Source organism: Streptomyces sp. CB02980 (assembly GCF_014451325.2).
In the GTDB taxonomy this organism is placed as follows: domain Bacteria; phylum Actinomycetota; class Actinomycetes; order Streptomycetales; family Streptomycetaceae; genus Streptomyces.
The window spans coordinates 108,350-133,361 of record NZ_JACSCH020000017.1 but is presented as its reverse complement, the minus strand read 5'-3'; the positions used below and the strand labels follow the sequence as shown (position 1 = coordinate 133,361).

Genomic DNA, 25,012 nt, shown 5'->3' with positions numbered 1-25,012 from the left:
GTGGCACAGTGGCGGTCATGATCGTGCCGGAGACGCTGATACGTACCGCCGAACGCGCGGACGACGCCGCCCTCGCCGAGCTCGACCGGGCCGCCTGGTCGACCCTGCACGCGGTGCTGCCCGCCCCGGTCCCGCCGTACGAGCCCTTCTTCGACGACCGCCACCTGCCCGGGGACTATCTCCTCGCCGTGCGCGAGGGCGTGATCGTCGGCTACCTCCGGCTGGTGCCCCCGACCCGGCTCGCCGCCACCGCCCATGTGCGGCAGATCCAGGGCCTCGTGGTCGCCGAGGCCGCGCGGGGCCACGGGGTGGCGCGGGCGCTGCTGCGGGCCGCGATGGAGAAGGCCCGGGCGGACGGCGCCGTACGCATGACCCTGCGGGTGCTCGGTCACAACGCCCCGGCCCGCGCGCTCTACGCCTCCGAGGGCTTCGCGGTGGAGGGCGTGCTGCCGGGGGAGCTGTTCCTGGCCGGGGAGTACGTGGACGACGTCCTCATGGGCCGGTCGCTGACCCACCGCTGACGTCCGGGTTCAGCAGCCGCATCCCGCCCATCAGTTCGCGCAGGCACCGGACCGCGAGCTCCGCGGGGGCGCCCTCGCCCCGTACCGGCGCGTCCGTCTCCGCCCAGCTCTCCAGGGCGATCCGGATCGCGTCCGTGGCCGCCGCGGCCGCGAGCCGTACCTCCAGCGGGTCCGCGCCCGGCCCCGCGAGGCCGGCGACGACCTCGCGCAGCCGCTCCTCCGACTCCTGGTTGACCCGGTACCAGACGGCCCGCAGCGCCGGGTCCTCGGCGGCCGCGCGCAGCAGCCCGCGCGTCCAGCGCAGCCCTTCCTCGGCCGCCGCGTCCGCGGGGGTCAGCGAGGCGGCGATCGAGCGTTCCAAGGCGTCGGGCAGCCCCGCGCCCGGTTCCGAAGCGGCACCCGCGGCCGCACCCGCGGCCGTCGTGGCCGTCGCGGCGAGGAGTGCGCGCCAGCGGTCGCCGCCGCCCGCGAGCAGCGGGGCCACGGCGTCCTGCTTCGAGCGGAAGTACCGGTAGAAGGTGCGCAGCGCGACCCCGGCCCGCAGGGCGATGTCCTCGGCCGTGGTGCCGTCGGGGCCGTGCTCGGTGAAGAGCTCGGCGGCGGCGCGCGCGATGTCCAGCTGGGTCGCGGCCTTGCGGCGCTCCGTCAGCGTCGGGGTGGGGGGCGTGGCGCCCGCGGGCTTGGTGCTCACCGTACGAAGCGTACGCCTGCGACTGCCGACGGTGCACATCGTGCAGCTATGGCAAAACGTGCCACTCAGGCGTACGGTGGCACCATTCCCCGGGAACCTCGACGTCCCGGAAACAGGATTCCCGGAAGCTCGACATCGAGAGGTTGCCGCCATGAACCAGCTGACCCGTTACGAAGGACGCCGCGCGCTCATCACCGGCGGCGGCTCCGGCATCGGCCAGGCCACCGTCCTGCGCGTGCTCGCCGAGGGCGGCCGGGTCGTCGCCGCCGACATCAGCGAGGACGGCCTCAAGGACACCGTCGCCAAGGCCGGCGACGCCGCCGACCGCCTCACCACCGTCGTCCTGAACGTCGCCGACGAGGCCTCCGTACGCGCCGGCGTCGCCGCCGCCGTCGAGGCGCTCGGCGGCCTGGACGTCCTGGTCAACGCGGCCGGCATCCTGCGCTCCTCGCACACCCACGAGACGAGCCTCGACTCCTTCGAGCAGGTGATACGGATCAACCTCACCGGCACGTTCCTGATGATCCGCGAGTCGATCCCCGCGCTGCTGGAGGGCGAAGGCTCCGCCGTCGTGAACTTCTCCTCCACCTCCGCGATGTTCGCGCACCCCTACATGGCGGCCTACGCGGCCAGCAAGGGCGGCATCCAGTCCATGACCCACGCGCTCGCCGCCGAGTACGCCAAGCAGGGCATCCGCTTCACCGCCGTCCAGCCCGGCTCCATCTCCTCCGGCATGACCGACGGCACCGGCGCCAGCCGTCAGAGCGTCGGCCCCGGCATCCCCGAGGACGCCGACTGGTCCCTCTTCGGGAAGCTCGCCCCCGCCCTCGGCCAGGGCTTCGCCGGTCCCGAGACCGTCGCGGGCGTCGTCGCGATGCTGGCGTCCGAGGACGGGAGGTTCATCACCGGCACCGAGGTCCGCATCGACGGCGGCACGCACTTCTGAGCGGCGAAGGCGTCCTCGGTCGGCGTCGCGCCGCCGATCGGGACCGGATCCCGGGGGCCTTCCCCCGGGGTTCGCGCTACACCGTCCCGAAGCGCTCCCACAGCCGGGGGAAACGGGTCGCGAGGACCTTGTCGTCCTCCAGGTCGAACGGGGCTCCCAGCGGCTCCCCGCCCGGCATCGGGATGCCCAGGTCCGGAGTCTCCGCGCCGGTCAGCTGCTCGTAGGCCTCGTCCGCCGCGAAACCGATCTCCTCGCCGTCCCCGTCGATCTCCACGTCGAAGTCGCCGAGCAGTTCCGCGAGCGCGTCGGGATCGTGCACCGCGCCCTCGTACACCTCACGGCCCTGGCCGATGAGCCAGCAGCGGAACGAATCGAAGGTCTCGTCGCCGGCCCCGTCGAAGAGCACCGCCGCCGCGCCCCACAGATCCCAGAGGTACGCGCGGTTGTAGCGGGCCTCGAAATGGCGTGCGTAGTCGAGCACGGAGTCGGGGTCCAGCCGGGTCAGCCGTTCCACGAGCAGGTCGGCCTGTTCCTCGGGGTCGCCCTCGGCGTCCTCGCGGCTGGCGTCGATGATCTCCCAGAACTCCGTCTCGTCCATCACGGGACCAGCATCCTGGTTCGGGAGGTGCGACGCACCCGGAAAGCCCGAAATGAATCCGGACAGAAGATGTCGTACTTTCCTGCGAGTCTGATGCGCATGACGACGGAGACGAACGAGACGAACGAGACGAACCAGACGAACAGCCTGCGCGGACGGGTCTGCCTGGTCGCCGGGGCCACCCGGGGCGCCGGACGCGGCATCGCCGTCCAGCTCGGCGCGGCCGGGGCGACGGTGTACGTCACCGGGCGGACCACCCGCGCGAAGCTCAGCGAGGTCGGCCGGGCCACCGAGACCATCGAGGAGACCGCCGAACTGGTGACGGCCGCCGGCGGCGAGGGCGTCGCCGTCCCCACCGACCACCTGGAGGTCGAACAGGTGAAGGCGCTGGTCGACCGGATCGACCGGGAGCACGGGCGGCTCGACGTCCTCGTGAACGACGTGTGGGGCGGCGAGCACCTCCTCGTCTTCGGCAAGAAGACCTGGGAGAACGACCTCGCCGGCGGTCTGCGGATGCTGGAACTCGGGGTGCGGACCCACGCCATCACCTCCCACACGGCGATCCCGCTGCTCATCCGGAACCGGGGCGGCCTCGTCGTCGAGGTCACCGACGGCACGTCCGAGTACAACGGCACCCGCTACCGCGAGAACCTCTTCTACGACCTCGCCAAGAACGCGCCCATCCGGATGGCCTTCGGCCTCGGCAAGGAACTCGCGGAGTACGGCGGCACGGCGGTCTCCGTCACCCCCGGCTGGCTCAGGTCCGAGCAGATGCTCACCGCGTTCGGCGTCACGGAGGAGAACTGGCGCGACGCCGTCGAGAAGATCCCCGGCTTCGCGATCGCCGAGTCCCCGGTGTACGTGGGCAGGGCGATCGCGGCGCTCGCGGCCGACCCCGAACGGCACCGCTGGAACGGCCGGTCGCTGTCGAGCGGTCAGCTCGCGGGGGAGTACGGCTTCACCGACGCGGACGGCTCACGGCCGGACGCCTGGGGCTTCATGCTCGCCGACGAGAAGGGCAGCCCGGACGTGAACGACTACCGGTGACCCTCAGGCGTACCGCGAGGCCATCGCGCGGGCGGCCGCACCGAAGCGCTCGCGCAAGGAGACCGGGGCGAGCACCTCGGCCTCCGGGCCGAGCGTGAGCAGCTGGGAGAACGCGACCTCCTCGCTCTCCACCGGGAGGACCACCCGGAGCCCGCCGTCCTCGGACACCGCCGCCGCGAGGGCCTCCGCGGCCGCCGCGCGGTCCGTCACGTACGGCAGCCGGCGGGCGCCCGCCTCCGTGAGCCGTACGACGATCTCGGCGCGCAGGATCGACCGGGCGAACTCCGCCGCGCGCTCGGCCCAGAAGGCGGACAGATCGAAGCTCTCGTCCCGCTCGAAGCGCTCCACGGCGAGGGCGACGGAGGCGAAGCGGTCCACCCGGTAGGTGCGGAACGCCGTACCCGACCGCGCGCACAGGTACCAGACGCCCGCCTTCAGGACGAGGCCGTACGGGGCGAGCTCGCGCTCCACCTCACGGTCACCGCGCCGGTAGCGGGCCGAGATCATCCGGTCGTCCCAGACCGCCTCCGCGATCGGCGGCAGCAGCTCAGGGGTCTCCGGCTCCTGGTACCAGCCGGGCGCGTCGAGCAGAAAGCGCTGTGCCACCGAGTCCGGGGCGTCCCGCAGCGAAGGCAGCAGCGCCGCGGACACCTTCAGCCGGGCCGCCGAGGCCGCGTCCTCCAGGCCCATGTCCCGCAGCGCGCCGGGCAGTCCGGACAGGAACAGTGCCTCGGCCTCGCCGCGGGCCAGGCCCGTGAGCCGTGTGCGGTAGCCGCCGACGAGCCGGTACCCACCGGCCCTGCCCCGGTCCGCATACACCGGAACCCCCGCCTCCGAGAGGGCGAGGGCATCGCGGGTGATGGTGCGCTCCGACACCTCCAGCTCGGCGGCGAGTTCGGCCGCCGTCATCGAAGGACGGGACTGGAGGAGAAGGACCATCTTGATCAGCCGGGCGGCGCGCATGAACCCATCATGCGCGCCCGCACCGACAACCTGGCAGGGCCTACAGGCCGTAGCGCTCGCGCGCCTCCTTCACGGCCGAGGCCGGGACCTCGCCGCGGCGGGCGAGCTGCGCGAGGGCCGCGACGACGATCGACTGGGCGTCGACGCCGAAGTGGCGGCGGGCCGCGTCACGGGTGTCCGAGAGGCCGAAGCCGTCGGCACCGAGCGAGGACCAGTCCTGCTCGACCCACTGCGCGATCTGGTCGGGGACCTGGCGCATGTAGTCGGAGACCGCGAGGACGGGGGACTCGACGCCCTCCAGGGCCTTGCGGATGTACGGCACCTGCTCCTCGCCGCGCAGCAGCGCCGCGTCGGCCTCGAGCGCGTCGCGCCGCAGCTCCGTCCAGGAGGTCGCGGACCACACGTCGGCGCCCACGCCCCACTCGGCGGCGAGCAGCTTCTGCGCCTCCAGGGCCCAGTGGATGGCCGTACCGGAGGAGAGGAGCTGGATGCGCGGGGCGGTGGGGGCACCTCCCTGCTCGAGCGAAGCCGAGAGCTTGGGGGAGGGCAGGTCGAGACCGGCCGACTCGGCGGTGTTGAACCGGTAGAGGCCCTTGACGATGCCCTCGTCGATGCCGGCCGGCTTGGCGGGCTGCGGCATCGGCTCGTTGTAGACGGTGAGGTAGTAGAAGACGTTCTGGTCCTCGCCCTCGGCGGCCTCGCCGTACATCCGGCGCAGACCCTCCTTGACGATGGCCGCGACCTCGTAGGCGAACGCCGGGTCGTACGTCAGCGCCGCCGGGTTGGTCGCCGCGATCACCGGCGAGTGGCCGTCGGCGTGCTGCAGGCCCTCACCGGTCAGGGTCGTACGGCCCGCGGTGGCGCCGACGAGGAAGCCGCGCCCGAGCTGGTCGCCGAGCTGCCACATCTGGTCGGCGGTCCGCTGCCAGCCGAACATCGAGTAGAAGATGTAGAACGGGATCATCGCCTCGCCGTGCGTGGAGTACGCGGTGGAAGCGGCGATGAAGTCGGCCATCGAACCGGCCTCGGTGATCCCCTCGTTGAGGATCTGGCCGTTGACGGCCTCCTTGTAGTACATCAGCTGGTCGCGGTCGACCGGCTCGTACGTCTGGCCCTTCGGCGAGTAGATGCCGAGCGACGGGAACAGCGACTCCATACCGAAGGTGCGGGCCTCGTCCGGGACGATCGGGACCCAGCGCTTGCCGGTCTCCTTGTCACGGATGAGGTCCTTGATCAGACGGACGAAGGCCATCGTCGTGGCCATCGACTGGGAGCCGGAGCCCTTGTCGAAGGCGGTGAAGGCCTTCTCGGCCGGGGCCGGCAGCGGGGCCAGCGCGTGGGTACGACGGGCCGGGGCCGGACCGCCGAGCGCCGCGCGGCGCTCCTGCAGGTAGCGGACCTCGGGGGAGTCGGTGCCGGGGTGGCCGTACGGCACCTGGCCGTCGGCGAACTGCGCGTCCGAGATGGGCAGTTCAAGAAGGTCACGCATGTTCTTGAACTCGTCGTTCGAGAGCTTCTTCATCTGGTGGTTCGCGTTCTTCGACGCGAAGCCCTCACCGAGGGTGAAGCCCTTGACGGTCTGCGCGAGGATGACCGTCGGCGCGCCCTTGAACTCCACGGCGGCCTTGTACGCGGCATACACCTTGCGCGGCTCGTGGCCACCGCGCGAGAGGTGGAAGCACTCCAGGATCTTGTCGTCGCTCAGCAGCTGAGCCATCGCGACGAGCGCCGGGTCCTTGCCGAAGAAGTCCTGGCGGATGTAGGCGGCGTCGCGGGTCTGGTACGTCTGGACCTGCGCGTCCGGCACCTCGCGGAGGCGGCGGACGAGGGCACCGGTGGTGTCGAGCGCGAACAGCTCGTCCCAGGCGTTGCCCCACAGCGACTTCACGACGTTCCAGCCGGCGCCGCGGAACTGGGCCTCCAGCTCCTGCACGATCTTGAAGTTGGCGCGGACCGGGCCGTCGAGGCGCTGCAGGTTGCAGTTGATGACGAAGGTCAGGTTGTCCAGACCCTCGCGGGCGGCCAGGGCGAGGGCCGCGGTCGACTCGGGCTCGTCCATCTCGCCGTCACCGAGGAACGCCCACACGTGCGAGGCGGAGACGTCCTTGATGGCGCGGTTGGTCAGGTAACGGTTGAAGCGCGCCTGGTAGATCGCGGAGAGCGGGCCCAGACCCATGGAGACGGTCGGGAACTCCCAGAGCCAGGGCAGCCGGCGCGGGTGCGGGTAGGAGGGCAGACCGTTGCCGCCGGACTCCTGCCGGAAGTTGTCGAGGTGGGCCTCGTTCAGGCGCCCGTCCAGGAACGCGCGGGCGTAGATGCCGGGCGCGGCGTGACCCTGGATGTAGAGCTGGTCGCCGGAACCGTCGGCTTCCTTGCCCTTGAAGAAGTGGTTGAAGCCGGTCTCGTACAGCCAGGCGGCCGACGCGAACGTGGCGATGTGACCGCCGACGCCGTACTTCGAGCCGCGGGTGACCATCGCGGCCGCGTTCCAGCGGTTCCAGGCGGTGATCCGGCGCTCCATGGCCTCGTCGCCGTCGAAGTCGGCGCCCGTCGGCTCGGCGGAGGTCGGGATGGTGTTGACGTAGTCCGTCTCCAGCAGCTTGGGCAGGGCGAGGCCCGCGCCCTCGGCGTGCTGGAGCGTGCGGCGCATCAGGTAGGCGGCCCGGTGGGGGCCGGCGGCCTTGGTGACGGCGTCCAGGGAGGCCGCCCACTCGGCGGTCTCCTCGGTGTCACGGTCCGGGAGCTGGTCGAGCTCGCTCGGAATCTTGCCTACGGGATCGGTCATGATCGCCGCCTTCCGGACAGGTGGGGGTGGAGAAGGGGTGCCTTGTCTGGCAGGACAGGGCGAAGGGCCGGGTAGCGGCCCGCCGAAGACTCTAAACCGACGATCGATGATCGATCAAAGGGTTGAAGGGGAAAACCTCTTCAGATCGAGAAAGTCGGCACAGGGTGCCGTGAAATGGGGCACCCGGTGCCTTGTTTTCGCAGGTGAGAGCGGGGAGGGGCCGCTTTCTGAGGGGGTGCGCGCACGAATGAGCGGGCCCACCGGAAGGTGGACCCGCTCACTGTCCGTGACGAGAAAAGGGGTCAGGCGCGCGGCGCGCAGCCCAGCACATGCGCCTTCACCAGCGCGCCGATGTTCGGATCGCCCCGCCGGAAGGCCTCCACCAGCTCCTGGTGCTCCTCCGCGTAGGACTTCTGGACCGTGCCCAGCCAGCGGATCGACAGGGCCGTGAAGACCTCGATGCCGAGCGTCTCCCAGGTGTGCAGCAGGACGGCGTTCCCCGCGGCCTTCACCAGCTCCCGGTGGAAGGCCACCGTGTGCCGCACCTGGGCCGTGCCGTCGGAGGTGGCGTCCGCCTCGTACAGGGCCGCCACGTGCGGCTCCAGGGCCGAGCAGTCGGCCGCGAGCCGGCCGGCCGCCAGCTCGGCCGCGATCTGCTCGAGACCGGCTCGTACGGGGTAGCTCTCCTCCAGGTCGGCCGCGGTCAGATTGCGGACCCGGACGCCCTTGTTGGGCGCCGACTCGATCAGCCGCAGCGACTCCAGCTCGCGCAGCGCCTCGCGCACGGGCGTCTGGCTGACCTCGAGCTCGGTCGCGATCCGGCGCTCCACGATCCGCTCGCCCGGCTTCCAGCGGCCGCTGACGATCCCCTCCACGATGTGCTCGCGGATCTGCTCGCGCAGCGAGTGGACGACGGGGACGGTCATGAAGCGGCTCCTCGGGGAGTGTTGACTCTAAAGACAATACGGCGGCGCCCCCGTCCGGAAACACTTCCGGACGAGGGCGCCGCAGGTGAGGCTCGTTACGTTGCCTCGGCGTATGCCTTTCGGCGTACGGCTTACAGGCCGAGGTCGACCTCGAACTCGCCGGCCTCGAGGATCGTCTTGACCGAGGTCAGGTAGCGGGCGGCGTCGGCGCCGTCCACCAGACGGTGGTCGTAGGACAGCGCGACGTACGTCATGTCGCGGATCGCGATCGTCTCACCCAGGTCCGGGTGGTTGATGACGACCGGACGGCGCACGGTGGCGCCGATGCCCAGGATGGCGACCTGGTTCGGGGGCACGATGATCGTGTCGAAGAGCGCGCCGCGCGAACCGGTGTTGGAGATGGTGAAGGTCGCACCGGCCAGGTCGTCCGGGGTGATCTTGCTGGCGCGCACGGCGCCGGCCAGCTCCGCGGTCTTCTTCGAGATACCGGCGATGTTGAGGTCGCCCGCACCCTTGATGACCGGGGTCATCAGACCCTTCTCGGAGTCCACCGCGATACCGATGTTCTCGGTGTCGAAGTAGGTGATCGTGCCCTCGTCCTCGTTGATCCGGGCGTTGATGACCGGGTGGGCCTTCAGCGCCTGGGCCGCCGCCTTCACGAAGAACGGCATCGGGGAGAGCTTGACGCCCTCACGGGCGGCGAAGGCGTCCTTGGCGCGGCCGCGCAGCTTCATCAGCTTGGTGATGTCGACCTCGACGACCGAGGTCAGCTGGGCCTGGCCGTGCAGCGCCTTCATCATGTTGTCGCCGATGACCTTGCGCATCCGGGTCATCTTGACGGTCTGACCGCGCAGCGGGGAGACCTCCAGGGCCGGAGCCTTGGCGGCGGCGGCCGGAGCAGCCGCGGCGGGGGCGGCGGCGGCCGCCTTCTTGGCCTCGGCGGCCGCGAGGACGTCCTGCTTGCGGATGCGGCCACCGACGCCCGAACCCTTGACGGCCGCGAGGTCGACACCGTTCTCGGTGGCGAGCTTGCGGACCAGCGGGGTCACGTACGCGCCGTCCTCCGCGGGCGCGGCCGGAGCAGCCGCGGGCGCCGCCGGAACCGGGGTGACGACGGCCGGAGCGATCGACGGGGCCTGGGCGACCGGAGCCGGAGCGGCGACCGGGGCAGCCGGGGCGACCGGCGCGGGGGCCGGAGCGGCCGGGGCCGGAGCGGCGGCGGGGGCGGCCGGGGCCGGAGCCGGGGCGGCGGCCGGAGCCGCACCCGCGGCACCGATGACGGCGAGCTTGGCGCCGACCTCGGCGGACTCGTCCTCGGCGACGACGATCTCCAGGAGGACACCCGAGACCGGGGCCGGGATCTCGGTGTCGACCTTGTCCGTGGAGACCTCGAGCAGCGGCTCGTCGGCCTCGACGGTCTCGCCGACCGACTTCAGCCAGCGGGTCACGGTGCCCTCGGTGACGGACTCGCCGAGCGCGGGCAGCACGACGTCGGTGCCGGTGGCACCGCCGGCCGGGGCGGCCGGAGCGGCCGGGGCCTCGGCCACGGGGGCCGGAGCGGCCGGAGCCTCGGCGACCGGCGCAGGGGCCGCGGCGGGCTCGGCGGCCGGAGCCGCGGCGGCGGCCGGGGCGCCCGTGCCGTCGTCGATGATGGCCAGCTCGGCGCCGACCTCGACCGTCTCGTCCTCGGCGACCTTGATGGAGGCCAGGATGCCCGAGGCGGGGGCGGGGATCTCGGTGTCGACCTTGTCGGTCGAGACCTCGAGCAGCGGCTCGTCGGCCTCGACACGCTCACCCTCGGCCTTGAGCCAGCGGGTGACGGTGCCCTCGGTGACGCTCTCGCCGAGCGCCGGCAGGGTTACGGAAACCGACATGGTTTCAGTTGCTCCTAACGAATTGCGGGAAGTGGTCGTCGCGCCCTGTGATGACGTGAGCGTCAGTCGTGGGAGTGCAGAGGCTTGCCGGCCAGGGCCAGGTGGGCCTCGCCGAGCGCCTCGTTCTGCGTCGGGTGGGCGTGGATGAGCTGCGCGACCTCGGCCGGCAGCGCCTCCCAGTTGTAGATCAGCTGCGCTTCGCCGACCTGCTCGCCCATGCGGTCACCGACCATGTGGACGCCGACCACGGCACCGTCCTTGACCTGGACGAGCTTGATCTCGCCCGCGGTCTTGAGGATCTTGCTCTTGCCGTTGCCCGCCAGGTTGTACTTGAGGGCGACGACCTTGTCCGCGCCGTAGATCTCCTTGGCCTTGGCCTCGGTGATGCCGACGGAGGCGACCTCGGGGTGGCAGTACGTCACCCGGGGCACGCCGTCGTAGTCGATCGGGACGGCCTTCAGGCCGGCCAGGCGCTCCGCGACGAGGATGCCCTCGGCGAAGCCGACGTGCGCGAGCTGGAGCGTCGGGACGAGGTCGCCCACGGCCGAGATCGTCGGCACGTTGGTGCGCATGTACTCGTCGACCAGGACGTAGCCGCGGTCCATCGCGACGCCCTGCTGCTCGTAACCGAGACCGGCGGAGACCGGGCCGCGGCCGATGGCGACCAGCAGCACCTCGGCCTCGAAGGTCTTGCCGTCGGCCAGGGTGACCTTGACGCCGTTGTCGGTGTACTCGGCGGACTGGAAGAAGGTGCCGAGGTTGAACTTGATGCCGCGCTTGCGGAACGCGCGCTCAAGAAGCTTCGAGCTGTTCTCGTCCTCGACCGGGACCAGGTGCTTCATGCCCTCGATCACCGTGACGTCGGTGCCGAAGGACTTCCACGCGGAGGCGAACTCGACGCCGATGACGCCGCCGCCCAGGATGATCGCGGACTCCGGGACCCGGTCCAGGGTCAGCGCGTGGTCCGAAGTGATGATCCGGTTGCCGTCGATCTCCAGGCCGGGGAGGGACTTCGGCACGGAACCGGTGGCCAGGAGGATGTGACGGCCCTCGACGCGACGACCGTCGACGTCGACGGAGGTCGGGGAGGACAGGTGACCGGTGCCCTCGATGTAGGTCACCTTGCGGGAGGCGACGAGACCCTGCAGACCCTTGTACAGGCCCGAGATCACGTCGTCCTTGTACTTGTGCACGGCCTTGATGTCGATGCCCTCGAAGGAGGCCTTGACACCGAACTGCTCCGCCTCGCGGGTCTGGTCGGCGACCTCGCCGGCGTGGAGCAGGGCCTTCGTCGGGATGCAGCCGTTGTGCAGGCAGGTGCCGCCGAGCTTGTTCTTCTCGATCAGTGCGACGTCCAGGCCCAGCTGCGCTCCGCGCAGCGCCGCGGCGTAACCGCCGCTACCGCCGCCGAGGATCACTAGGTCGAAAACGGTGCTGGCGTCGTTCGCCACGTCACGTCCTCCATGCATGTGCGCTCGTCGCCGGTCCTCGATGACCGGGCGGCGGCTGGTGTTCGGCCGCTTATTTTCGGCCCTGTGGTGGGGGCCCTGTCCTGCCGAGAACCCATCTTCGCACTTGTTGACGGATGGCGGGACGCGGGGCCGTGCTCTGAGACGGCCGATCGTCCGTACGGCGGGCGGACCAGGGCGTACGAACCTACGGATTTCGTCGCGGGCGGACGACGAAGGCCCCGGGCACGCAGCCCGGGGCCGTCGCCGTCACGCGCCTGCTCAGAGCTCGCCGGCCGCCGTGCGCTCGGCCAGCTTCACCAGGGTGCGGACCGAGGAGCCGGTGCCGCCCTTGGGGGTGTAGCCGTACGGGGCGCCCTCGTGGAAGGCCGGGCCCGCGATGTCCAGGTGGGCCCAGGTGATGCCCTCGCCCACGAACTCCTGGAGGAAGAGACCGGCGACCAGGCCGCCGCCCATCCGCTCACCCATGTTGGCGATGTCGGCGGTGGGGGAGTCCATGCCCTTGCGCAGGTCCGCGGGGAGCGGCATCGGCCAGGACGCCTCGCCGACCTCCTCCGCGATCTCGTGGATCGCGGAGCGGTAGTCGTCGTCGTTGGCCATGATGCCGAAGGTGCGGTTGCCCAGCGCCAGGACCATCGCGCCGGTCAGGGTCGCCACGTCGACGATCGCGTCCGGGTGCTCCTCGGAGGCCCTGGTCAGCGCGTCGGCCAGGACGAGCCGGCCCTCGGCGTCGGTGTTCAGGACCTCGACGGTCTTGCCGCTGTACATGCGCAGCACGTCACCCGGGCGGGTGGCGGAGCCGGACGGCATGTTCTCGGCGAGGGCGAGCCAGCCCGTGACGTTGACCTCGAGGCCGAGGCGGGCCGCGGCGACGACGGTGGAGAACACGGCGGCGGCGCCGCTCATGTCGCACTTCATCGTCTCGTTGTGGCCGGCCGGCTTCAGGGAGATGCCGCCCGAGTCGTAGGTGATGCCCTTGCCGACCAGGGCGAGGGTCTTCTCCGCCTTCGGGTGGGTGTAGCCGATGCGGACCAGGCGCGGCGGGTTCTCCGAGCCGACGCCGACACCGAGGATGCCGCCGAAGCCGCCCTTGGCGAGCGCCTTCTCGTCGAGGACCTGGACCTTGAGGCCGTGCTCCTTGCCGGCGGCCTGGGCGGCGGCGGCGAAGGCGGCCGGGGTCAGGTCGTTCGGCGGCATGTTGATCAGGTCGCGGGCGCGGTTGATCTCCTCGGCGACGGCCTGGGCGCGCTCGGCGGCGGCCTTGTGGGCCTTGTCGCGCGGCTTGGCGCCGAGCAGGGCGACCTCGCCCAGCGGCTTCTTCGCGTCCTTGCCGTTCTCCTGGTACTGAGTGAAGGCGTACGCGCCGAGCAGGGCGCCCTCCGCGATGGCGGCGGCGTCCTCGGCGTCGTCGATCGGCAGCGCGAACGCGGCCTTCTTCGAGCCGGTCAGGGTGCGGGCGGCGACACCGGCGGCCCGGCGGAGGGTCTCCGCGGCGAAGGACGCGCCGTCCTCGGGGGTGGAGCCCAGGCCGACGGCCAGGACGACGGGGGCCTTGAGGCCGGCGGGGGCGGGCAGCTTGGTCGCCTCACCCTCGGCACCCGAGGCACCCAGCGTCTCCAGGACGGCGGCGAGCCGACCGTCGAAGGCCTTGTCGACGGCCTCGGCGCCCGGAGCGACGACGAGCGTCTTCCCGGACTTCGCGACGCCGATGACGAGGGCGTCGGCACGGAGCGTCGCCGCGCCGGCAGTGCTGAGAGTGAGAGCAGTCACGGTGGTGAAATCTCGCTTCCATTGAGTTCTGTGGCGGTCGAGGGATGGGCCGACCGTGCCCGCCGCATCGTATTTCGGCCCGGAGAGCGCCGAGAACGAGCCTACGCTCGCTCACCCGGTTCGCTCACGGCGGCGTTGATTCACTCATCCGTGGTGTCTCTTTCATGTTTACCGTTCAGGCTCGGAGCGCTCGTTCACACTCGCCTCAGCCACGCAAGGACGACCCACTCGTCTTCGCATCATCTGCAACATCTCCACAGGTTCGCCGCCCCGGCCCCCGGTGCGCGGGGACCTGCAGAGGGGGGACACCACCTGATGGACTCCGGCCGAATCCGTACGCCCAGAAGTGCGCTCCGCACCCGTGGCGGCGCCCGCACCGCGTCCGGTACCGCCCGCGTCGCGGCCCTCGCCGCCGCCGCGCTGCTCGCCACCGTCGTCCCGTCCGCGCAGGCCCTCGCGGCCCCCGTGCCCCGGGTCGACCTCACCGTCCTGGTCGTGGACGACGGCGGCAGCGCGGTCGGGGCGATCACCGCCGAGCTGAAGGGTTCCGGCGTCCCGTACCGCAGGATCGACCTGAACGACCCGAACCGGCCGGTTCTCGACACGGCCTTCCTCAGCGACACGCTCGACGGCCGCCCCCGCGCCAAGTACCAGGGCGTCGTCCTGCCCCACGAGAGCGCCTTCGGCCCCGACTCGGCCGAGCACACCGCCCTCCAGACGTACGAACGGACCTTCGGGATCCCGCAGGTCGACGCCTACACCTGGTCGCACCCCGGCGTCGGCCTCGACTACACGAACGAGGGCGGCTGGTCCGGCGTCCTCGACGGGACCACCGCGGGCATCACGCCCGCCGGGAAGGCGGGCCCCTTCCAGTACCTGGCCGGGGCGCTCACCTTCGAGGACAACGACCCCTCGATCGCCGAGAGTTACGGCTACGCGGGCCGCCCCCGGGCCGGCTACACCAGCTACGTGGACGTCCCCATCGGCGGAGCCGGAGCCGACGGCGGCCGGGCCAGCCTCGTCGGCGAGTACACCGCCGACGGGCGCCGCGAACTGGTCGTCACCTTCGCGTACAACCAGTACCAGCGGCAGTTCCGGGCCCTCGCCCGCGGCATCGTCGAATGGCTCACCCAGGGCGTCCACCTCGGCCAGAGCCGCAACTACCTCTCCGTGCACGTCGACGACGTCTTCGCCCCCGACGCCCGCTGGGACACCGGACTCGACTGCACGCCCGGCGACTTCGACTGCGTCGGCGACGACGGCGAGGGCGCCAACCCGATCCGGATGACGGTCGCCGACGCCCAGTACGCCGCCGCCTGGCAGAAGTCCTCCGGCTTCACCCTCGACATGGTCTACAACGGCGGCCAGGGCGAGCAGTGGAAGACCGAGCACGCCGGCTCCGACCCGCTCACCGACCGGCTCGTCGCCGACCGCGCCCAGTACCGGTGGATCAACCACACGTACACCCATCCCTTCCTCGGCTGCGTCCAGGACAACGCCGTCGTCCCCTGGCAGTGCGCCAAGGACACCAAGGGCAACACCCTCTGGGTCAGCCGCGCCGAGCTGTCCGCCCAGATCCGCGACAACCACAACTGGGCCGTCCGCAAGGGCATCTCCGTCGACCGCTCCGAACTCGTCACCGGCGAGCACTCCGGCCTCAGGACCCTGCCCCAGCAGCCCGTCGACAACCCGAACCTGGCCGGCGCCCTCGCCGACAACGGCGTCAAGTGGACCGGCAGCGACAACTCCCGCGAGCCCCAGCAGCGCTCGATCGGCACCGCGTCCGGCGCCGCGAAGACCGTGCCCCGCCACCCCATGAACGTGTACTACAACGTGGGCACCGCCGCCGAGATGGCCGACGAGTACAACTGGATCTACACCTCCCGCGCCGACGGCGGCAGCGGCATCTGCGAGTCCAACCCGGCCTCCACCTGCCTGCCCGCCCCGCTCCCCACGGCCACCGGCTACGCCGACCACATCGTGCCGCAGGAAGCCCGCACCGCCCTCTCCCACGTCCTCGGCAACGACCCCCGGCCGCACTACGTGCACCAGTCGAACCTCGCCGAGGAGCGTCTGCTCTACCCCGTCCTCGACCGGGTACTCGCCGACTACCGGGGCCTGTTCGCACCCGGCGCGCCCCTGGTGAACCCGGCCCAGCGGGACGTCGGCACCGAACTGACCCGCCGCGCCGCCTGGGACCAGGCACTCGCCGCCGGAAAGGTCACCGCCTACCGCATCGGCACCGCGGTCACCGTCAAGGCCCCCGCCGGCCTCACCGTGCCCGTCACCGCCCCCGAGGGCACCCGCAAGCGCCTCCTCCTCGGCACCGCCGTCTTCGGCACGCCGTACGCCGGGACCCGCTCCGCCTGGACCGCGCCCGAACTGCTCCAGACCAGCGTCACACTCACGCTCCCGACCGCCTGACCAGCACGTTCTGGGGGGAACCGCACATGCCGAGCAGTGGCCGTCATGTCACCATGCTCACCGAAGGCACCTACCCGCATGTCCACGGCGGCGTCAGCACCTGGTGCGACCAGCTCGTCCGCGGCATGCCCGAGGTCGACTTCGAGATCCTCGCCCTCACCGGCAGCGGCCGCGAACCCGTCACCTGGGAGCTGCCGTCCAACGTCACCCGGCACACCGCCTACCCCCTCTGGGGACTCCCGCAGGGGCCGACCGCGCCCGGCCTGTTCGCCGGAGCGCGCCGGCCCCTGCGGGGGCGTGAGCGCCGCCGCTTCCTCGACACCTACGAGAGCCTGCTCCTCGCCCTCCTCGACCCGGAGGCGGGCTACGACTTCGGCGCCGGCCTGTACGGACTCGCCGAACTCGCCCGGCAGGGTCGCCTGACCAACGCCCTGCGCTCCGAGGCCGCCCTGCGCTCCCTGATGTGGATCTGGACCATGCCGCATCTGCCGACGCTCGCGGCAAGGCCCACCGTCCACGACGCGCTCACCGCCACCGACCTGCTCGAACACGCCCTGCGGCCGCTGGCCGCCCGGATATCCGCCGACGGCGTCGCCCACGCCGTCTCCAGCGGCCTCGCCACCCTTCCGGCGCTCGTCGCACAGCACTTCGAAGGGGTGCCCTTCCTGCTCACCGAACACGGCATCTACCTCCGCGAGCGCTATCTCGGCTACCGCACCGAGGCGCAACGCTGGCCCGTCAAGGCCCTCATGCTCGGCTTCTACCGTGAGCTCAACACCCTCGGCTACCGCAAGGCCGACCTCATCACCCCCTGCAACCAGTACAACCGGCGCTGGGAGGAGCGCGGCGGCGCCCCCGCCGACCGCATCCGCACCGTCTACAACGGCGTCGACCCGGCCCTCTTCCCCGAGGCCGGGCCCGAACCCGAGACCCCCACGCTCAGCTGGTGCGGCCGCGTCGACCCCATCAAGGACCTCGAAACCCTGATCAGGGCGTACGCCATCTGCCGTGCCGAACTGCCCGCGCTGCGGCTCCGGTTGTTCGGCCCGGTCCCCGCCGGGAACGAGGACTACCTCACCCGCCTGGAGAAGCTCGCCGCCGAACTCGGCGTCACCGACGGGATCGCGTTCGAGGGCCGGATCTCCGACGTTCCCAGCGCCTACGCGGCCGGCAGCGTGGTGATGCTCTCCTCCATCAGCGAGGGCTTCCCGTTCTCCCTCATCGAGGCCATGTCCTGCGGCCGCGCCACCGTCTCCACCGACGTCGGCGGGGTACGGGAGGCCGTCGGCGACACCGGGATCGTCGTCCCGCCCCGCGAACCGGCCGTCATGGCCGCCGCCGTCACCGAACTCCTCCGCGACGGGGCCCGCCGCGCCGAACTCGGCCGCCGGGCCCGGCAGCGGGTCATCGACCGGTTCACCCTGCACCGCTCGGTGGACGGATTCCGCCAGATCTACCGCGAACTGGCCGGCGACCGGGTACTCCCGGCGCCGCGCCCGGCCCCGGCCTTCGCCCCCACGCCCCTCCGCCTGAGCATCCCCGCCCCGCGCCGTACCTCCACGGCCCTCGTACCAGGAGGCACCCCGGCATGAGCGGCTCGCTCTGGCTCAAGCCCCCGACCACGGAGGCCGCTCTCCCCGCGATCCCGCGGCCCCGCCGTCAGGACCGTGCGGGGCGCGCCACGACCCCGCCGACCGACGGCTCCGCCGGGGCGCCGCCCCCGGTCGGTGCCGCCGGGGACGCGTCCGTGGCCCCCGGCGCCCGCCCGGCGGGGCCGACCGCCCCCGCCGTAGGCGAACTCGCCGACGATCCGCTCGACGAGCTCGTCGAACGGCTCGGGGGGCTCGTCGCCGTCGCCGTGCACCCCGACGAGATCGCCGCCGTCCTCGAGTCCGACGGCATGACCGACGACCACATCCGGCTCACCTACGGCCGCGCCGACTCCTTCGAGCTCGCCGAGGACCTCTACGCGCGCGTGGAGCGCCGCCACCCCGCCCCGGAGGCGCCGCCCGGAGGCGCCTGGCACACCGGGCTCGCGGGCTGTCTCCTGCGCGGGCTCGTCTTCGCCCTGCCCGGCCTCGCGTACGTCCTCGCCGCGCCCCTGCTCGCCGGGGAGCAGGGCCGGTTCGGGCTCCCGGGCGGAACGGTTCCGCTGCTCGCCGGCGCCGTCACCGGCTGGGTCTGGAACCAGACCCTCGCCCACCGCGCGTACACCTGGCTGGGCCTCGGCGACCGGCCCGCCGCCGCCCGCGCCCTGCTCCTCGGGGCCCCGGCGGGCGCCCTCGCCGGTACGGTCGTCGCCCTCGCGGCGGCCGCTCCCGGCGAGACCCCGGCGGCCCTGTTCGCCGCCGGGCAGTCGGTCTACCTCGCCGCCGCGACCGTGCTCCTGGTCCTCGGCCGCGAACGGGCCCTGCTCTACGCGCTGGCGCCGCTCGCCGGAGCCGTCCCCGCCTTCCGCTGGGACCTGCCCGACCTCCTGCGCGCCGGCCTCCTCCTCACCGCGCTCACCGCGAGCGTCGCCTTCGCCGGGCTCGTTCTCCGGCCGGGCGCCCGGCGTGGCGCGGCGGGACGCGGCGGACCCCCGCGCGCGGGGTCCCTCCCGTACGGCCTCTTCGGCCTCGGCAGCGGTCTGCTCGTGCTCCACGCGGGCATCGGCGACACCCTGGTGAGCGGTGCGGGCGCCGTCATCGCGCTCACCCTCTCCATGGGGCCCGCCGAGTGGCTGCTGCACCGCTTCCGGGGCGAGAGCCTGACCCGGCTGCGGACCCTGGCCACCGCGCGCGAGTTCCGCCGCGCGGTCACCGGCACCCTCGTGCTCTGTCTCGGCGGCTACCTCGGCGTCCTCGTCACGCTCACCGTCGCCGTGACGCTGGCCTGGCCCGGGGCGCCCTGGCCGACGCCGCCGCGGCTCGTCACCCTGCTCCTGATCGGGACCGTGCTCTGGCTGGGGCTGCTGCTCCAGGCCTTCGGGGCGGTGCTCAGCGCGGCCGCCGTCTGTCTGTTCGCGGCGGCGGCGCAGTCGCTGGAACCCGCGGCGGGCCCGGTGGCGGCCGGGGGAGCGGCGGCCGTGCTCGCCGTCCTCACCGGTGTCCTGCTGGTACGACCGACCGCCCACCGCGTCTAGGGGACTCGGCCCGTGAATCGTTTCCTCCTGGTGCCGTTCTACGAGCACCCGGCCGACCGGCCCGAGGCCTGGTCGGCCCTCGTCGACGCGGCGCCGTCCCTGTACGGCGTCGTCGTCAACCCGGCGAGCGGCGCGGGCGAGGCCCCCGACGCGGCGTTCGCGGAGGCCGCCGACCGGCTGCGGGGGGCCGGGGTACGGCTCCTCGGCTACGTGGACACCGCCTACGGTCGCCGCCCGCACGCCGAGGTCGTCACCGACCTGCTCCGCCACCGCGACTGGTACGGCACCGACGGCGCCTTCCTCGACCAGGTGTCCACCGCGCCCGGCGCCCTCGCCCACTACCGCCGGGTCGCGGTCGCGGCCCGGTCCGCCGGGGCGGCGACCCTGGTGCTCAACCACGGCGCCCATCCGGACCCGGGCTACGAGGAGTTCGCCGACCTCCTCGTCACCTTCGAGGGCCCCTGGGACACGTACCGGACGCTCGACCTGCCGGTCGCCGCCCACTACTGCCACCTCGTGTACGCGGCTCCGCCCGGCGTCCGCCCGGTCACCCCGGTGCACTGTGCCGTCCCCGGCACGGGCGCGCACCCCTGGGGCACCCTGCCGCACCTCCCGGAGCCGGCTCGCTGAACCGGCTGGGACGCGACGGGGCACGGCACCGTGTCACCCCAGGGCGAGTGCCACCAGCGCCGTCGCCGTCGCCGTCTCCTCCACCGCCCCGAACACGTCTCCCGTCACGCCGCCGAACCGCCGTACGCACCGGCGCAGAAGCGCCGCCGCCGCGCCCAGGGCCGCACCCGCCGCCAGGACGTTGTGGATCGCGTCGTACGGGGAGAACAACAGGCCGGACGCGGCGCAGAGGACCAGGACGACCGCCGTCGAGAGGGTCGCGGACCGGACCGGGACGGTCGCGGCGACGATCGCGCCGAGGCCCTCGGGGCGGGCCGCGGGGACGCCGTGGCGGGAGGCGTGGGTGAGGGCGAGGCGGGCGACGGTCGCGGCGAGGACGGCGCCGGCCGCGCCGTGCGCCCAGCTCTCCCCGTACAGCTCGAAGAGTGCGGCGACCTGGGCGAACAGGACGAGGAGCAGCACGATGACGCCGAACGGGCCGACGTCCGACTGCTTCATGATGCGCAGCGCGTCCTCGGCGGGCTTGGCGCTGCCGAGGCCGTCGGCGGTGTCGGCGAGGCCGTCGAGGTGGAGGCCGCGGGTGAGGACGGCGGGTACGGCGGTGGAGACGACGGCGGCGAGCAGCGGGCCCGAGCCGAGTGCGAGGAACGCGCCGCCGAGCCCGGCGGCGAAGAGTCCGACGACCAGCCCTGCCAGCGGGGCGCAGAGCATGCCGGCGCGTGCCGCGTCCCGGTCCCAGCGGGTGATGCGGGCGGGGAACACGGTGAGGGTGCCGAAGGCGAAACGCAGGCCGTCCATCCGGGCAGGGTAATCGCCGCCTCCGGACGGTAGATTGCGCATACCGCGCAAATCGGAACGGGGTGGCATGGGTCACTGGTTCTCCCGCAACATCGTCGAGCCGGGCAAGCTCCCGATGCTTCTCGCGCTGACCTCGTTCATCGTGACGTTCCTGGTCACGAGGACCATCGTCCGTCTCATCCGGGCGGGGAAGGGGCCCTTCGGGAACGTCTCCTCGGGCGGGCTCCACATCCATCACGTCGTACCGGGCGTGGTCCTCACCGTCATCGGCGGTTTCGGCGCGGTGGGCAGCGACCGGCACGGATTCGGCGCCGCCCTCTTCGCCGTGGTCTTCGGGATCGGCGCGGGGCTCGTCCTGGACGAGTTCGCGCTGATCCTCCATCTCGACGACGTGTACTGGTCCGACGAGGGCCGCAAGAGCGTCGAGGTGGTCGTCCTCACCGCCGCCCTGGTCGGGCTCACCCTGAGCGGCTTCTCGCCGCTGGGTGTCGACGACATGACCGCCGACGAACGCCAGGACCGGTTCACCTTCATCCTGACCCTCGCGCTGAACTTCCTCCTCATCCTGATCACCCTGGTGAAGGGGAAGTTCCGGATGGCGGTGATCGGGACCCTGATCCCGTTCGTGGCGATCGTCGGCGCCGTCCGGCTCGCCCGCCCCGGCTCCTGGTGGGCCCGCCGGTTCTACGGGCGCCGCCACCGGGCCCGGGCCCGCTCCCGGATCCGTACGTACCGCCACGACAAGCGCTGGACCAAGATCCGGCGCCGGGCTCAGGACTTGATCGGCGGCTTCCAGGAGCGGGTCCCCGGGCGGGGCGGCTCCACGCCCTCCTGACCGCGCTCGCGCCAGGCCTGGACCGCCATCAGGACGAGGACGCCGGCGATGGCCGCCAGATGCTCCTTGCCCGCCAGGTTCGGCTTGATGATCACCTCGACGACCATCGCCACGACCACGAGCGTGCCCGTCCACCGGGCCCCGTACCGCCAGCAGACGTAGACGGCGAGGCCCACCACGGCCGCCGACGGCCCGGTGTCGTGAACCTGCGCGTCGGTGGCGGGCAGCCCGAACGGGTTGTCCGGGCCGAGGGCGATGCCCACGCGCGCGTACAGCGTCCCGCAGAGGGTCGCCAGATAGGCGACGGCGAGGGTGCGCCAGCGGCCCAGGCAGATCTCGGCGATCCCGAAGACCAGCAGCACCTGCGCGAGGGCGCCCCACACGGGCAGGTCGAGCGCGGGCACGAACAGCGAGAGCGGGGTCCGGAGCAGCGCCAGCCAGAACGGGTCCTCGGCCCGTACGGAGCCGATGTTCTGGACCGGCTGATAGCCCCAGTCCTGGTTCTGCACCAGCTGGAAGAGAGCGGTGAGACAGACGGCGGCGAGCGTCATCGGGACCGCCCTCCACTTCTTCGTGAGGAGCGCCGTCCGTACGGTGAAGAACAGCGGGCCCCACTCGCGGCGGGCGAACTCCCGGAGTGCGCGGGTCAACGGCCGCTCTCCAGATGCCGCCGGTGCATCCACTTCGGCAGCCCCGGGGCCTCCAGGAACCCCTCCGCGCGACCGGCCGCGAGGCCGATGCGCAGCAGGTCCGCACTCTTCTCGAAGAGCATGAATCGGGGCTCCCAGATCGGTCGGTACTTGGCGTTGGCGCGGTACAGCGACTCGATCTGCCACCAGCGGGAGAAGAAGCTGAGCAGTGAACGCCACATGCGCAGCACGGGTCCCGCCCCGAGCTTCGAGCCACGTTCGAAGACGGACCGGAACATCGCGAAGTTCAGCGAGACCTGAGTGATCCCGATCTCCTTGGCGCGCTGGAGGAGTTCGATGACCATGAACTCCATCAGGCCGTTCTCCGACTCGCGGTCCCGGCGCATCAGGTCGAGCGAGAGTCCCTTCGGCCCCCACGGGACGAAGGACAGCACCGCCCGCAACTCACCCTGCCCATCGGTGCACTCCAGCATCACGCACCGCCCGTCCCGCGGGTCGCCGAGCCGGCCGAGCGCCATCGAGAAGCCGCGCTCGGTGGCCCCGTCCCGCCAGTCGTCGGCCTTCCGCAGCAGCTCGGCCATCTCCTCGGCCGGGATGTCCTCGTGGCGCCGGATCCGGACCTCGTACCCGGCCCGCTTGACCCGGTTGAAGGCCTGCCGGACCGTTCGCATGGCCCGACCGTCCAGGGTGAACTCGTCGGTCTCCACGATCGCCTCGTCGCCCAGCTCCAGGGCGTCCAGACCGTGCCGGGCGTAGATGACCCCGGCCTCCTCGCTCGCGCCCATCACCGCCGGGATCCAGCCGTGCTCGCGCGCCTCCGCCAGCCACGGCTCGATGGCCCCGGGCCAGGCCTCGGGGTCGCCGATCGGGTCGCCCGAGGCGAGCGAGACCCCGCCGACCACCCGGTAGGTGACGGCGGCCTTCTCGCTCGGCGACCAGACGACGCTCTTCTCGCGGCGCAGCGCGAAGTAGCCGAGCGAGTCGCGGTCCCCCTGCTTGTCGAGCAGGGCCCGCAGCCGCTCCTCGTCCTCCTCGGTCAGCGGGTCGGTGGCCCGGCGGGAGCGGAAGGCGGCGAAGAGCACCGCGAACAGCAGCAGCGTGGACAGGACGTTGATGGTGACGTCGACCCAGCCGGGGGTGGTGATCCCGGCGAACCGCGAGTCGTCCGATGCCAGGGTGATCAGCCGCATCACGCCGTACCGCCAGCGCTCCAGGAAGGTGGAGTGGGTGGTGGAGGTGTTGGTGACGGTGACCAGGACGGCCGCGAGCAGCGAGGTGACGAGCAGTCCGCCGACCGCGACGATCGCGGCGAGCCACGGGTTGGAGCGGTCGCCCTTCGCGTAGAACTCCTTGCGGCCCAGCAGCAGCGCGAGCACGAACGCCGCGGTCAGGACCAGCGAGATCCAGTTCTGCGCGTGCTGCCGGATCTCGGGGAAGAACATCACCAGCGCGAAGAGCAGCAGGAAGAGCCCGCCGAGCACCATGTTGAGGATCCACGCGGCCCGCTTGCGCCGCCGCATGGTGATCGCCAGGAAGAGGGTGAAGACCCCCGAGGCGAAGCCCGCCGTGAGCATGTACGGGGTGAAGTAGTTGTCCTCGTTGTGGCGGCGCAGGTCCTGTCCGAAGGAGACCCAGACGGCACTCAGGAAGTTGATGAACGTGACGACCCGCAGGTACCAGACGGCGAACGCGGCGCTGCGCCGTGAACGGGCGGTCGTGCCCCGGGGTGCTACTTCGGCAGACAAGCGAACTTCTCCCATGAAAAGCGATCATATGGGGCAGTGCTTGCTGTGCGGAGACGCCGGAGACGGCCACGCGCGTCGCGCGTGACCGCCTCGGAGTCGGTCGTTCCCGTCCCCCGCTCTCAGGCCTCCGCAGCGCCCTCGTCGTCCGGAGTGGTCGGATCCGGACGCTCGGGCAGCTCCGCGGCGAACGCCGCCGCGGCCTTGACGAGGGGGAGTGCGAGCAATGCCCCGGTTCCCTCACCCACATGGACGCCGTGGTCGAGCAGAGGGTTGAGCGCCATCCTGTCCAGCGCCTTCGCCTGCGCCGGCTCCCCGCTCACCTGACCCGCGAGCCACCAGTCCGGCGCCCGGAACGCCGCCCGCTGCGCCACCAGCGCGCACGCCGCGCCCACCACACCGTCCAGGATCACCGGCATCCGCCGCACCGAGGCCTGCAGCAGGAAGCCGGTCATCGCCGCCAGATCCGCCCCGCCGACCGCCGCGAGCAGCTCCAGCTGATCGCCCAGGACCGGCCGGGCCCGCCGCAGTGAGTCCCGGATCGCCGCGCACTTCCGCATCCACGCCAGATCGTCGATCCCGGCGCCGCCCCGGCCCGTCACCACGGAGGCGTCCGTCCCGCAGAGCGCCGCGATCAGCGTGGCGGCCGGCGTCGTCCCGCCGACGCTCAGATCCCCGAGCACCACCAGATCGGTGCCCGAGTCCGCCTCCTCGTCGGCGATCGCGATCCCGAGCCGGACCGCCGCCTCGGTCTCCTCGACCGTCAGCGCGTTCTCGACGTCGATCCGGCCGCTGCCGCGCCGCACCCGGTGGCGTACCACCTCGGCGGGGAGCAGCTCCGGATCGCAGTCCAGACCCGCGTCCACGACCCGGACCGGCACGTCCGTCGACCGGGCAAGCACCGCGATCGGGCTCGCCCCGTCCAGGACCGCGCGCACCAGCTCGTGCGCGGTGCCCGCCGGGCGCCCCGACACATCGAGCGAGGCCACCCCGTGGTCGCCCGCGAAGAGCACCACCTTCGGCTGCTCGATCGCCCGCACCTTGACCGAGGCCTGTGCGGCCGACAGCCACTCACCGAGTTCGTCGAGCCGACCGAGCGCCCCCGGCGGCACGGTCAGCCGCTCACGGCGCTCCTCGGCGTCACGCCGGATCCCCCCGTCGGGGCGCTCGATCAGATCGGAGAAGTCGTCCAGGTTCACGGGTTTCCGCCTTGTGAATC

Annotated in this window: 20 protein-coding genes; 8 read left to right on the top strand and 12 right to left on the bottom strand. The window is 72.2% G+C overall.

Translation table 11 applies throughout. The annotated features are described in order from the left end of the window. Positions 1 to 17 precede the first annotated feature (17 nt). Positions 18 to 521 (top strand): GNAT family N-acetyltransferase, encoded by a 504-nt coding sequence (locus E0F75_RS30290; RefSeq protein WP_229314140.1) that lies wholly within the window; start codon positions 18 to 20, stop codon positions 519 to 521. On the opposite strand, the gene E0F75_RS30285 is transcribed toward E0F75_RS30290, so the two are convergent. Continuing rightward, positions 493 to 1,251 carry a TetR/AcrR family transcriptional regulator gene (locus E0F75_RS30285; RefSeq protein WP_229314139.1) on the bottom strand — a complete coding sequence of 253 codons (759 nt, stop codon included), beginning with the start codon at positions 1,249 to 1,251 and terminating at the stop codon, positions 493 to 495. The two genes, E0F75_RS30290 and E0F75_RS30285, sit on opposite strands and share 29 nt — an antisense overlap. Positions 1,252 to 1,363: 112 nt before the next feature. On the opposite strand from E0F75_RS30285, the gene E0F75_RS30280 reads away from it, so the two are divergent. Next, positions 1,364 to 2,158, top strand: a complete 795-nt coding sequence (locus E0F75_RS30280; RefSeq protein ID WP_229314138.1) for an SDR family NAD(P)-dependent oxidoreductase — start codon at positions 1,364 to 1,366, stop codon at positions 2,156 to 2,158. A 76-nt stretch (positions 2,159 to 2,234) separates the two neighbouring features. Here the strand turns inward: E0F75_RS30280 and E0F75_RS30275 are convergent, their stop codons facing one another. After that, positions 2,235 to 2,756 (bottom strand): DUF4240 domain-containing protein, encoded by a 522-nt coding sequence (locus tag E0F75_RS30275; protein ID WP_030314312.1) that lies wholly within the window; start codon positions 2,754 to 2,756, stop codon positions 2,235 to 2,237. A gap of 99 nt (positions 2,757 to 2,855) precedes the next feature. Between E0F75_RS30275 and E0F75_RS30270 the strand changes: the two genes are divergently transcribed. Then, the gene (locus E0F75_RS30270) at positions 2,856 to 3,803 is read left to right on the top strand and encodes an SDR family oxidoreductase (RefSeq protein ID WP_229314137.1); all 948 of its coding nucleotides are present in this window, start codon (positions 2,856 to 2,858) and stop codon (positions 3,801 to 3,803) included. Between the two features lie 3 nt (positions 3,804 to 3,806). Here the strand turns inward: E0F75_RS30270 and E0F75_RS30265 are convergent, their stop codons facing one another. From E0F75_RS30265 to E0F75_RS30240, 6 genes are all read right to left on the bottom strand, one after another. After that, on the bottom strand, positions 3,807 to 4,766 hold the full coding sequence (locus tag E0F75_RS30265; protein WP_229314136.1) for a YafY family protein: 960 nt from the start codon (positions 4,764 to 4,766) through the stop codon (positions 3,807 to 3,809). Between the two features lie 40 nt (positions 4,767 to 4,806). Further along, positions 4,807 to 7,551 carry a pyruvate dehydrogenase (acetyl-transferring), homodimeric type gene (aceE, locus tag E0F75_RS30260; protein WP_229314135.1) on the bottom strand — a complete coding sequence of 915 codons (2,745 nt, stop codon included), beginning with the start codon at positions 7,549 to 7,551 and terminating at the stop codon, positions 4,807 to 4,809. A 302-nt stretch (positions 7,552 to 7,853) separates the two neighbouring features. Beyond that, positions 7,854 to 8,477: a GntR family transcriptional regulator gene (locus E0F75_RS30255; protein WP_030314321.1), complete on the bottom strand. Its 624-nt coding sequence runs from the start codon at positions 8,475 to 8,477 to the stop codon at positions 7,854 to 7,856. A gap of 131 nt (positions 8,478 to 8,608) precedes the next feature. Further along, the gene (gene sucB, locus E0F75_RS30250) at positions 8,609 to 10,351 is read right to left on the bottom strand and encodes a 2-oxoglutarate dehydrogenase, E2 component, dihydrolipoamide succinyltransferase (protein WP_229314134.1); all 1,743 of its coding nucleotides are present in this window, start codon (positions 10,349 to 10,351) and stop codon (positions 8,609 to 8,611) included. A gap of 62 nt (positions 10,352 to 10,413) precedes the next feature. Further along, complete coding sequence (gene lpdA, locus E0F75_RS30245) at positions 10,414 to 11,802, bottom strand: dihydrolipoyl dehydrogenase (protein WP_229314133.1); 1,389 nt, start codon at positions 11,800 to 11,802, stop codon at positions 10,414 to 10,416. A 279-nt stretch (positions 11,803 to 12,081) separates the two neighbouring features. Next, positions 12,082 to 13,590, bottom strand: a complete 1,509-nt coding sequence (locus E0F75_RS30240) for a leucyl aminopeptidase (protein ID WP_229314132.1) — start codon at positions 13,588 to 13,590, stop codon at positions 12,082 to 12,084. Positions 13,591 to 13,905: 315 nt separating this feature from the next. Between E0F75_RS30240 and E0F75_RS30235 the strand changes: the two genes are divergently transcribed. Genes E0F75_RS30235 through E0F75_RS30220 form a run of 4 tightly spaced genes read left to right on the top strand, consistent with a single transcriptional unit; the run spans position 13,906 to position 19,768 of the window. Next, entirely contained in the window at positions 13,906 to 16,014 is a 2,109-nt protein-coding gene (locus E0F75_RS30235) for a hypothetical protein (RefSeq protein WP_229314131.1), read from the top strand. Between the two features lie 26 nt (positions 16,015 to 16,040). Then, on the top strand, positions 16,041 to 17,606 hold the full coding sequence (gene pelF / locus E0F75_RS30230; RefSeq protein WP_229314130.1) for a GT4 family glycosyltransferase PelF: 1,566 nt from the start codon (positions 16,041 to 16,043) through the stop codon (positions 17,604 to 17,606). Next, positions 17,603 to 19,138 (top strand): alanine and proline-rich secreted protein Apa, encoded by a 1,536-nt coding sequence (locus tag E0F75_RS30225; RefSeq protein ID WP_229314129.1) that lies wholly within the window; start codon positions 17,603 to 17,605, stop codon positions 19,136 to 19,138. The genes pelF and E0F75_RS30225 overlap by 4 nt, the downstream gene beginning before the upstream one ends. A gap of 12 nt (positions 19,139 to 19,150) precedes the next feature. Further along, positions 19,151 to 19,768, top strand: coding sequence for a spherulation-specific family 4 protein (locus E0F75_RS30220; protein ID WP_229314128.1), 618 nt, complete (start codon positions 19,151 to 19,153; stop codon positions 19,766 to 19,768). A 33-nt stretch (positions 19,769 to 19,801) separates the two neighbouring features. On the opposite strand, the gene E0F75_RS30215 is transcribed toward E0F75_RS30220, so the two are convergent. Beyond that, the gene (locus tag E0F75_RS30215) at positions 19,802 to 20,566 is read right to left on the bottom strand and encodes an adenosylcobinamide-GDP ribazoletransferase (RefSeq protein ID WP_229314127.1); all 765 of its coding nucleotides are present in this window, start codon (positions 20,564 to 20,566) and stop codon (positions 19,802 to 19,804) included. Between the two features lie 67 nt (positions 20,567 to 20,633). On the opposite strand from E0F75_RS30215, the gene E0F75_RS30210 reads away from it, so the two are divergent. Next, on the top strand, positions 20,634 to 21,401 hold the full coding sequence (locus E0F75_RS30210; RefSeq protein ID WP_229314126.1) for a hypothetical protein: 768 nt from the start codon (positions 20,634 to 20,636) through the stop codon (positions 21,399 to 21,401). Here the strand turns inward: E0F75_RS30210 and E0F75_RS30205 are convergent. The 3 genes from E0F75_RS30205 to cobT form a co-directional block, all read right to left on the bottom strand. Continuing rightward, complete coding sequence (locus E0F75_RS30205) at positions 21,338 to 22,051, bottom strand: hypothetical protein (protein WP_229314125.1); 714 nt, start codon at positions 22,049 to 22,051, stop codon at positions 21,338 to 21,340. The two genes, E0F75_RS30210 and E0F75_RS30205, sit on opposite strands and share 64 nt — an antisense overlap. Next, entirely contained in the window at positions 22,048 to 23,811 is a 1,764-nt protein-coding gene (locus E0F75_RS30200) for a phosphatidylglycerol lysyltransferase domain-containing protein (RefSeq protein ID WP_229314124.1), read from the bottom strand. The genes E0F75_RS30205 and E0F75_RS30200 overlap by 4 nt, the downstream gene beginning before the upstream one ends. A gap of 104 nt (positions 23,812 to 23,915) precedes the next feature. Then, positions 23,916 to 24,992, bottom strand: coding sequence for a nicotinate-nucleotide--dimethylbenzimidazole phosphoribosyltransferase (gene cobT / locus E0F75_RS30195; RefSeq protein ID WP_229314123.1), 1,077 nt, complete (start codon positions 24,990 to 24,992; stop codon positions 23,916 to 23,918). Between the last annotated feature and the right edge of the window lie 20 nt (positions 24,993 to 25,012).